The organism is Burkholderiales bacterium (assembly GCA_023511995.1).
Taxonomy (GTDB): Bacteria; Pseudomonadota; Gammaproteobacteria; order Burkholderiales; family Thiobacteraceae; genus Thiobacter.
In genome coordinates, this window is sequence record JAIMAL010000037.1 from 1 (window position 1) to 9,466 (window position 9,466).

General features: G+C 66.3%; 10 protein-coding genes and 1 tRNA gene. 3 read left to right on the plus strand and 8 right to left on the minus strand.

The features are described from left to right. The first annotated feature begins 109 nt into the window (after positions 1-109). Both K6T56_12440 and K6T56_12445 read left to right on the plus strand, forming a co-directional pair. Positions 110-1,738 carry a hypothetical protein gene (locus K6T56_12440; protein ID MCL6557152.1) on the plus strand — a complete coding sequence of 543 codons (1,629 nt, stop codon included), beginning with the start codon at positions 110-112 and terminating at the stop codon, positions 1,736-1,738. Further along, positions 1,738-2,406 carry an alpha/beta fold hydrolase gene (locus K6T56_12445; GenBank protein MCL6557153.1) on the plus strand — a complete coding sequence of 223 codons (669 nt, stop codon included), beginning with the start codon at positions 1,738-1,740 and terminating at the stop codon, positions 2,404-2,406. The genes K6T56_12440 and K6T56_12445 overlap by 1 nt, the downstream gene beginning before the upstream one ends. Positions 2,407-2,455: 49 nt before the next feature. On the opposite strand, the gene K6T56_12450 is transcribed toward K6T56_12445, so the two are convergent. From K6T56_12450 to K6T56_12480, 7 genes are all read right to left on the minus strand, one after another. Beyond that, positions 2,456-4,165: a hypothetical protein gene (locus K6T56_12450; protein MCL6557154.1), complete on the minus strand. Its 1,710-nt coding sequence runs from the start codon at positions 4,163-4,165 to the stop codon at positions 2,456-2,458. Positions 4,166-4,315: 150 nt separating this feature from the next. Continuing rightward, entirely contained in the window at positions 4,316-4,750 is a 435-nt protein-coding gene (locus K6T56_12455) for a CBS domain-containing protein (GenBank protein ID MCL6557155.1), read from the minus strand. A 76-nt stretch (positions 4,751-4,826) separates the two neighbouring features. Next, positions 4,827-4,899: transfer RNA gene (locus tag K6T56_12460), tRNA-Thr, on the minus strand. Positions 4,900-4,945: 46 nt separating this feature from the next. Then, positions 4,946-5,365 carry a transcriptional repressor gene (locus K6T56_12465; protein MCL6557156.1) on the minus strand — a complete coding sequence of 140 codons (420 nt, stop codon included), beginning with the start codon at positions 5,363-5,365 and terminating at the stop codon, positions 4,946-4,948. Positions 5,366-5,410: 45 nt separating this feature from the next. Then, the gene (locus tag K6T56_12470) at positions 5,411-6,121 is read right to left on the minus strand and encodes a 3'-5' exonuclease (protein ID MCL6557157.1); all 711 of its coding nucleotides are present in this window, start codon (positions 6,119-6,121) and stop codon (positions 5,411-5,413) included. A gap of 17 nt (positions 6,122-6,138) precedes the next feature. Continuing rightward, on the minus strand, positions 6,139-7,932 hold the full coding sequence (locus K6T56_12475; protein ID MCL6557158.1) for a CBS domain-containing protein: 1,794 nt from the start codon (positions 7,930-7,932) through the stop codon (positions 6,139-6,141). A gap of 109 nt (positions 7,933-8,041) precedes the next feature. Next, positions 8,042-8,272, minus strand: a complete 231-nt coding sequence (locus K6T56_12480) for a hypothetical protein (GenBank protein MCL6557159.1) — start codon at positions 8,270-8,272, stop codon at positions 8,042-8,044. 176 nt (positions 8,273-8,448) lie between these two features. Between K6T56_12480 and rpmB the strand changes: the two genes are divergently transcribed. Further along, a complete protein-coding gene (rpmB, locus tag K6T56_12485) occupies positions 8,449-8,649 on the plus strand; it encodes a 50S ribosomal protein L28 (protein ID MCL6557160.1) in 201 nt (66 codons plus the stop codon). 64 nt (positions 8,650-8,713) lie between these two features. Here rpmB and K6T56_12490 read toward each other — a convergent pair whose 3' ends face one another. Continuing rightward, on the minus strand, positions 8,714-9,175 hold the full coding sequence (locus tag K6T56_12490; GenBank protein ID MCL6557161.1) for a GNAT family N-acetyltransferase: 462 nt from the start codon (positions 9,173-9,175) through the stop codon (positions 8,714-8,716). Between the last annotated feature and the right edge of the window lie 291 nt (positions 9,176-9,466).

Here is a 9,466-nt window from a genome sequence, read left to right on the forward strand (position 1 = left end):
CGCCTGAACTGGAAAACACCTCATCAGGTATTTATGCAATCATACAGCCGCGTTGCACTTCGAGATTGAATCCACCATTTCCGGCGCGCCGCCCGGCGCGTCTTTTCCCATGTTCGACTTCAGCGGCCTCATCAACGCCATCCTGCGCCGGCGCTCCGAGGACCCGGTGGGCAACCTCAAATCCGCCACCATCTGGGTCCAGGAACTGCCCCTGTCCGACATGCACCGGGCGCAGGGGGAAATCGTCAAGGCCCTCACCTCCCTCAACGAAAACCGCCGCATGTCCCTCAAGGAGCGGCTGCGGGTGGTAATGTACCTGGACGAAAAGGCGCGCAGCCTTCAGGACAAGCTCTGCCGCGATTACCTGGCGGTGATCGATGTGCCCCAGGCCCCGGAAAAGGCGTATCTCGGCACCCTCCTCACCTTCTGGGAGGAGATGGCCAACGCCTACCACATCTGCCTGCGCAGCTTCGCCCAGGAGCCGGTGCAGAAGCTGTGGCCGCAGATTCACCTCATCACCTTGCGCGGGCTCTACTATTACACCCAGCAGGCGAAGTGGGCATATCTCCGCTACCTGCCGGTGGAAGCCGTGGTCTGGCGCAACCTCAACCGGTTTTACCTCTTCGCCGAGCGGGAGGGTTTCGAGAGAACACTGTTCAAGCCCTTCCCCGATGCCGAGCTGGAAACGAGCGCGATGGCCCAGTATCTCCACGCCCAGCTCCTCCACCTGGCAAGCCCCGACAGCCTTGATCCCCTGCAGATCGATCTGGTGGACCGGTGGCTGTCCCATTGGGCGAAAAGCGTCACCCTGGAGAAGGATTTCCGTCCCCACCGTCAACTCTACGCCGTGAATCTCGGCGACACCAAACCGGCACGCCCCCTGCGCCGCAACATGCTGGGGGAGAAATACCGCTACTTCGGCGTCGGACTCCTGCTGGTGGCCATCGACAAGGCGCTCGAGCAGCTCAGGGCGGGCGCTGTGCCGGCACGCCTGGGGCTGACCGAGGACTGCCGGCTGCCCCAGTGCCTCGATCTCATTGACCTCGTCAAGAACCGCTGGTCGCGCAGGAACGTGGAGCGCAAGCACGAGCGCGTGCCCAAGGTGAAGGTGGTGCAGGTGGTGCAGGGCTTTGCCGACATCGTCGCCCAGCTCAAACCGGGGGCGAGGAAGCGGCGCCGGCGGGCCACCGGCGAGCTCATCGATTACGAGGTCACCGGCCACACCGTGGGCGGCACCCCCTTGGGCGCCCCCACGGGGGAGGAGCTTTTCGAGTCGCGCCTTGCCCAGTGGGTGATGGAAAACGAAAGTGTCTCCGGTTGTGGTGTGACCGCGGACATCCATGCCGAACCCCTGAAGATCGGCACCCTGGTGGGGCTCAAGCCGGACAGCGCACGGCACTTCCTCATCGGCGTGGTGCGCCGCATCAACCGCAATCCCACCGCCCGCACCTATGTGGGCATCGAAACCCTGAGCCAGACCCCCATCCCCGTGGAGCTCCATGCCCTCGGCAATGGGGAGGGCAAACAAAGAGTCAGCGACGGTCTCTACCTCATGGAGCTGCCGGAAGCGCAGCAGCCGCGCAGCCTGCTGCTTGCCCGCAGCGAATACGAGCCCGGTCGCCTGTTGATGCTCAAGGCGCAGGGCAAGGCCTATACCATCCGCCTGCAACAACCCCTCGCCCTGGGCGAGGACTATGCGCGGGTGACCTTCGACGTGCTGGCCCGGCACCACGCGTGATGGAGGCCACCCCGCCACCGGTGGAAGTGGAGACCGGACCTCGACCGGTGGCAAGCATCATCTGGCTGCATGGCCTGGGGGCGGATGGTCATGACTTCCTGCCCATCGTGGACGAGCTCGACCTCTCGCGCTTGCCCCCGCTGCGTTTCGTCTTCCCCCACGCGCCCCTGCGGCCGGTGACCTGGAACTTTGGCCGGGTGATGCCCGCCTGGTATGACATCATCGCCATTGGTCCGGGGGCGCCGGAGGATGAGGCAGGCATCCGTGCCGCCGCCCGCAGTGTGGAAGACCTCATTGCCCGGGAAGCGGCGCGGGAGGTGGCGCCGCGGCGGGTGGTGCTGGCCGGCTTCTCCCAGGGTGGAGCGGTGGCGCTCCACACCGCCCTGCGCCATCCGGCACGCTTGGCCGGTGCCCTGGTGCTGTCTTCCTACCTGCCCCTGGCCGCCACCCTCGCTGACGAGGCCAGCGCGGCAAACCGGGATCTGCCCATTTTTCTTGCCCACGGCACGGCAGGTGACATCGTCCCCCTAACCCTCGCCGAGCAGACGCGGCGGCGTCTCGAGGCGCTGGGTTATCCCGTGGAATGGCACACCTATCCCATGGCTCACACGGTGTGCGGCCCGGAAATCGCCGACATCGGCACCTGGCTTGCCCGCGTGCTGGCATGAAGCGCCAGGGCTTCGCGCGGGGCTTGCGCCGCCATGGCGCGGAGTTTTTCTAGCCGCGCACCGTCTGGCTTACGGGAGGGACGCGGCTGACCACCTTGAAGGTGACCCGCAGCCAGTCATCGCCCCGCTCCAAGGCGTGATCGAGGGCGATGTGGTAGGTCACACCGCGGGCGGTGAACCACAAGGCGCGCCCGGGCGCGAATTCGGCGCTGGCCAGAATGAGGCTGTCGGGCCGGCCGGCCTCGGGCTCGCCCTTGAGATAGAGGGCGGGGATGGGCAATGCCACCTCCACCGCGTCGATGCCGTCGATGGTGTAGCCCGTCTCCTCGTGCCGGGTGGGGCGCAGCACCAGCGCCAGCGGACGGCGGGAGATGACCTCCAGCCCCACCGAGTATTGATCCGGATTGACGTGCACCAGGCGACGGATGACGGCCACCACCCAGTTGGCGCCCCGCTGAGGGCGCACGCCCACCAGCCTGCCTAGACGCAGCCAGTCGTCCTTCTTTCCGTTGATGAGGGCACCATAGCCGCCCTCGCTTTCGTTTTCCACAATCCAGCGCTCGTGCTCCTCCAGGGGTGTGCGCTGACCTTCCCGCGCTTGGGCGAGTTTGAGGCGGGTGCGCTGGGTGACGAAGCCATAGAGATGCATATCCAGCATCTCTTCGTAGGTCATGCCGCCCTCGCCCTCGGCAAGGCGCACCTGGTCGTTGTCCAGCTTCACGTTGGCGCAAATCGTCTCCAGCCCGCGCACCACCTCCACCTGCTGCAGCACACGCTTGCGCTCGTGAGCCCGCTGCGCCCGTTTCACCGTGGGGGACCACAGGGCCGCCACCTTGTCCAGGAGGTCCAGGCAGGCGGGCAGCTTGCAATCCTCGGTGAGCCCCAGGCGGGCCGGCGCCACCCCCGCCGTGAGCTGGGCGCGCAGCGCGTCGATGTGCGCCTTGAGGGCAAAGGTGTCCCAGTAGCGCTTGCTGTCGGTGGGTTCCAGCCGCCGGACGCGGCGCGCCCCGTGGGCCTCCTCCAGGTCCACGTAGTAGGTGTGACGGGCGGGCTTGAAGGTCTTCTCCAGGGTGAGCTCCCGCACGAAGCCGGCAAGCCACCGGTCGATGAGATCGATCTGGCGCGGCATTAGCGTGCCGTCGTTGACGACATCGAGCATGAGGATGCGCAGATAGCGCTGGACGATGCTGACCTCCTGCCCTGCTTCAGTCCCGTAGAGGACGAGGGGCTGCCCTTCGATCTCCTCGTATTCCGCCAGGTGATAGAGCTTGTGCAGGCGCTTCCACAGCTTGGGGTTGACGCGCTCGTAGCGGAAATAACACCACTTGGCATCGAGGCCGAGGTAATGGATGGTGCGCGCCAGGATCAGGGGGAGGTGGGGTCGCACGCGGCTGCCGCCGGGATTGGCCACATAGTCCATCACCAGCGCGTGATAGGCGTGGAGAATCTCTTCGTAATAGGCGAATACCGCATTCCACAGCCGGCTTTCCACGGCGCGGGACATGCGGGGATTGAGGAGATACTGTTCGTTCAGTCCGCGCAGAATCTCCTGCGCCCCCTCGTCCAGGGTGAGCAGTGCCCCGATGCGGTCTTTGGTTGCCGCCTGTTTCTGGGCGTTGTATTCGTGCAGGGCCTTCACCAGCCGCTCGTTGGCGGCGTAGAGGTCCCCCAGCGGCAGCTCCTGCATCCAGCGGGTGGCCGACTGGACATCGGTCATCGGGTCCGTCGGCTTGCGTTTGAAGGGAAAAAACTCGAACACGGCACACTCCCTGGAACTGGATGGCAGGCAAGCAGCAAGCATGCCAGCGGCACCGCGCACCGCAGCGGCACCCATTTTCTCTGGAAATCAATGGCTTGGAAAATATGAGGGACAACGCCCGTCATGCCTGTGTCGGGATTCCGACAGGAATCATTCGGGCCAGTGGCGGATGTAGCGCTTGAGCAGGCGGTTTTCCAGCTTGGCCTCGGACAGGCAGGCGCGGGCGACGTCGTGGAAGGAGATGATGCCCAGCAGGCGTTCCCCCTCCATGACCGGCAGGTGGGTGATGTGGTTTTCGGTCATGACCCCGCGCACGTAGTCCACGGTGTCGTCGGGATTGCCGATGATGGGCTCGGTGACCATGACCTCCGCCACCGTGACGCCCGTGAGCGCACAACCCCGCTCATGCAGGGCCTTGAGGATGTCCCGGCCGGTGAGGAGCCCCACCATGGTCCCTCCCGACATCACCACCACCGAGCTGATGTCCTTTTCCACCATGCGTGCGAGGGCCTCCCGCACGGTGCAGTCGGGCGGGACGGAGACGATTTCGTTGCCCTTCAGGGCGAGGATTTCGCTGATCAGCACGATGACAGGGGTCCTGGCGCGCAGGCCATTCAGTCTAGGCGGGGCCGCTCACCCTGTAAAGGGCGGGGGAAAGGGGTGCCGGTGAAGAGATTCGAACTCCCGACCCGCGCATTACGAATGCGCTGCTCTACCAGCTGAGCTACACCGGCGAAACCGGGGATTATAGTCAGTCGGTGTAAAGAGGGCAAACGCGGCTCAGGCCGCCGGGCGGATGCGCACGATGACGTCCACGCCCTCCGCCACCACGCCTTCCGGCAGCGGCGGCAGGCCTTCCACGCGCACGTCGCTGCCATCGATGTCGGTGAGCTCACCGGAAGCCACGTTGTAGAAATGATGGTGGGGCTCGGTGTTGGGATCGTAGAACACCTTGTTGGGATCGACGATCACCTCGCGGATCAGCTTGTGCTGTTTGAAGAGGTTGAGGGTGTTGTACACCGTGGCCTTGGAGGTCTCGCTGTGGCGGTCGTTGACGATGGCCATGATCTGGTCCGCCGACAGGTGCGCCTGGCGACCGAAGAGGGCATAGGCGATCTCAATCCGCTGGTGGGTCGGATTGATGCCATGACTGCGTAACAAACCCGCAATCTCGTCGCGGGAATAATAATGCTTTTTCATGGGCTTATCATAGCGCGGCATTTGGACTTTGTCTAATTCCCGTTTTCAGCCCGGCGCCCCCAGGCGTTGCAGGGCGCGCTGCTGCCGCTGCAGGCGATCCACCGCCCCCAGGGTGGAATGACCCTGGACGCGGGCGGCGGCCAGGGCCACCTGCAGGAGCTGCGCGGTGGCATAGGCATCGGATAGGGCCTGGTGGCGGGTGTCGTGGCGGATGCCAAAACGGGCCGCCCACGCATCGAGGTCGCGGCAGTCCGCCTGGGGAAAGAGCGCGGGCAAAAGATCCGCGAGGTCGATCACGAGCGGCCGCCAGCGCAAACCCAGATGGCTGCGCAGGGCGCGGCCGATCATCACGGTATCGAAGGCGGCATGGAACGCCACCAGCGGGTCGCCACCGGTGAAGGCGAGGAAATCCAGCAGGGCCCGGGCCGGCGGCAGACCGCTTTGCTGGGCGGTTGCCCCGATGCCATGGACGAGGATGTTGGCGGTTTCGCTCACCTCCGCCTGGCGCAGGACCACCTCCAGGCTGTCGGACAAAACCAGCACCTCCCCGTGCAGGGCGACGGCCCCGATGGAAATGAGGCGGTCGCGCCAGACATCGAGGCCGCTGGATTCCACATCCACCACCACCCAGCGCACGGCACCGATGGGAGTGGTGGGGGCGGGTGCGGGGCGAGTCCGCCAGGCAGCAAGCTGCTCCCGCAGGGAAGGGTCGCGGGGGGAGGCGAGGGTGCGCCGCAACCAGTCGAGGAAGCCCATGGCCTGCGCCACCCCGGCTACAGCCCGTAGTCGAGGGCAAGCCGGCTCTGCAGCTTCCGCGCCTGACGGAAGGCTTCCTTGAGGATGCGCCGCTCCAGCTCGTTGAGCTCGTCCGGATTGACGTGGTTATGCACGGGCCGGCCCTCCCGCTCGCTGGCGTGCTGGGTGCGCAGCTTGAGGAGCTGGAGGAAGAGAAATGCCTCCGCCCAGGCCTCCACCTCGTCGACGGGAAGCAGGTGGGCGGCCGCCGCCGCCCGCAGACGCTGCACCGTGTTGGTGTGGCTGTCCCCGGCGGCAAGGCTGTAGATGCGCGCCGCATCCACGAAGGGGGTGGTGCCATTGAGTTTGAGATCGATGGTGTGGGCATATTCCCCCTTCGATTCGACGACGAAATCCCGCACGAAGCCCAGCGGCGGACGGTTGCGCAGGGCGTTGGCGGCCATCTGGTGCAGGAAACGGGGATTGGCCGGCGCCCGCTCCGCCAGCCAGGCACGCAGCGTCTCCCCCAAGGCGGTGTCGCCGCTCAAAGGTCGGAAATCGAAAAAGATCGATGCGTTGAGGAGCGCCTCGGGATCGCCCTGATCCATCCAGTTGAGGAACAGTTTCTGCCACCCCTCGAGGCTGAGGCACCACTGGGGATTGCTGGCCATGACGTTGCCCTTGCATAAGGGGAAGCCACAGGCGGCAAGGGCTTCGTTCACTGCCCGGGCGAAGGGGAGCAGCCGCTCCCGTGTCGCTTTGGCCGTCTCCGCAGAAGCGGCGAAGATGATGCCGTTGTCCTGATCGGTGGCCAGGGTCTGCTCCACCCTTCCCTCGGAGCCCAGGGCGAGCCAGCAGAAGGCGATGTCCTCCACGCCGAAGCGAACACGGGCCAGCTCGATGATGCGCGCGGTGAGGAGGTCGTTGAGGGTGGAGATGAGCTGGGTGAGCTGCTCCGCCCCCACGCCCTGGGCCAGCATGGCGTGGGCAAGCGCCCGGATGTCGGCGGCAATGGGCGGCAGGTCCTCGAGCCGGCGGGCGTTGCGCACGCTGGTGCTGATTTCGGTGAGGCCCACCCGCTGCAGGGCAAAGAGATCGCGTTCGGAAATCACGCCAGCAAGGCGCCCCTCCCGCAGCACCAGCACGTGGCGGATGCCGTGGCGCGCCATGAGGAGCGCCGCCTCGTGGGCGCTCGCGTGTTCAGCCAGCCCCAGGGGCGCCTCCGTCATCACGCTGCGGATGGGGTCACTGAGGCTGCGTTCGGCAAGGGCCACGCGGGAGAGCAGATCGTGCAGGGTGAAAATGCCCACCGGCCGCCCTTCCTCGGTCACCACCATGGAACCCACGTTTTCCCGCTGCATGCGGGCGAGCGCATCCCGCAGGGGGGTGTCCGGCGCACAGGTGACCGGTTGCCGCCGCAGCAGTTGGGCAAGCGGGCTCGACAGGGGCTGCTGGGTGATGCTCGCCTGGGTGTACTGGGCCTGGATCAGTTGGCGCGAACGCTCCAGAAGATGCGCGATGCGCCGGGTGCAGAAATCGTGGAAGGGCGGCGAGCGGCGCAGAAGCTCGTCGAAATGGGCAGAAGCCAGGCGATAGCAGAAGGTATCCTCGACGGCGCGGTAGACATTGCCCACCGGACGGTGGGCGAGCAACGCGCCGAGGGGGAAACACTCGCCTTCCACGAGCTGCCAGTGGGCGCCCTCGCCACCGGCCGCGCTCTCCCCCACCACCGCCCCCTGCTTGATCACGTAGAAATGGGAAACCGGACCCTGGGCGGGATCGAGGAGAATGCCATCGCGGGGGGTATAGACGAGGGAGAGCCGCTCCACCATCCATTCCAGGTCTTCGCGGCGCATCTCGGAAAAAGGCGAGAAGCGCGAAAGATGGACAATGGTGGCCTCACGCAGGCTTGCAGCAATGGGAGCGGCATCGGCCATGGTGTTACGGTACCACGAAAGGCGCGCCCGGCCCGCTGGGTTCGTCGGCAACGGTCGACGCGGCGGCGAGCGCCTCCCAGGCGGCGCCGAGGGTGAGCACCATGTTGGTGCCCGTATCGCCGTCAGGCACGGGGTAGACGTTCAACTCGTCGATCTCGGCCCGGTGGCGCCGCAGCGCGTCCAACCCCACGGCACACCACCGGCGTACGGCGGCGGCGTCCAGGCTGTCGAGCACCTCCCCACGGTAGAACCTTGTCCGCCTCCGCGCTCAGTCCGCTCCTCGCGCACGCCGGCCGGGCTGATTCGCCCCGGTCGCTGACGATGGGCTAGACTCTCGTAGCTGGCGCCCCGACTGTTGGTGCCTCAAGATCTGGCCCACCGAGGGCAGCCCTCATCAACCAGGAGATTCCCGTGGCGAGCGTGTGCGACGTCTGTGGCAAGGGTCCGGGCTTCGGCCACAACGTGCCGTGGTCGAAGAAGAAGACCAACCGCAGCTGGCACCCCAACATCCAGACGGTTCGGGTGGCCGCTGGCGGCGGCACGACCCGGCGCCTGTCGGTCTGCACGTCCTGCATCAAGGCCGGCAAAATCCTCCGGGCCGCCCGTGGTTGAGGTTCTCCTGGTGCTCGCTGGCGCTCGCCCGGGCCGCCCGGGTGTGCGGCCCGGTGACTGACACTTAGAGGTCGCGGCCGAAGCTCACGCAGTCCGGCGAGTCCTTGTAGTAGCCGTAGTTCGGGACGCGCTCGTAGCCCATCTTCGTGTAGAAGGCGATCGCCTCAGGCTGGGCCAGGCCCGTCTCCAGGACCACCCGACGCATCCCGCTCTCCCGCGCCGACTCCTCAAGCGCCGTGAGCAGGGCCGTCGCGACCCCGCTGTTGCGGGCGCTGGGCGCGACGTACATCCGCTTGATCTCGGCGACGTCCTCGGCGAGCCCGCCGTCCTCGCTGAAGTGGGAAATCGTTCGCCAGCCCCCACACCCCACGGGCTGCCCGTCGATCCACGCGACCAGAAAGACGCCCTCCGGCGGGTCGAACTGTACCGACTCGACCGGGTTCTCATCCTCCGAACCGTAACGCTGAGTAATCTCCGCCTGCGCCTCGGCAACCATCTTCTGGGCCACAGGTGCACCGAACCGCATGGGTCGGATCTCAATGTTGGACACGATCACCGAGAATACGGGCGTTATAGATATCGATGTAAGGTGCGGTAGCCCAGTTCGATCATTGGCTACCCTCCGTAGTCACCGGCACCGCTCAGCGCCACTAACGCAACGTTCAGCGGAAGTGATCCCAGCCGACTGGACCGTCCGCGTAGCGGCGACCGTCCACGGTGACCCCGCCGCCCTCGGTGACGCGACCGATGACGAGCCAGGGCTCGGGGAGGCGCACGGTCGGCGGGAAGGTGGCCACGAGCGGGTGGTCGTCTCGAC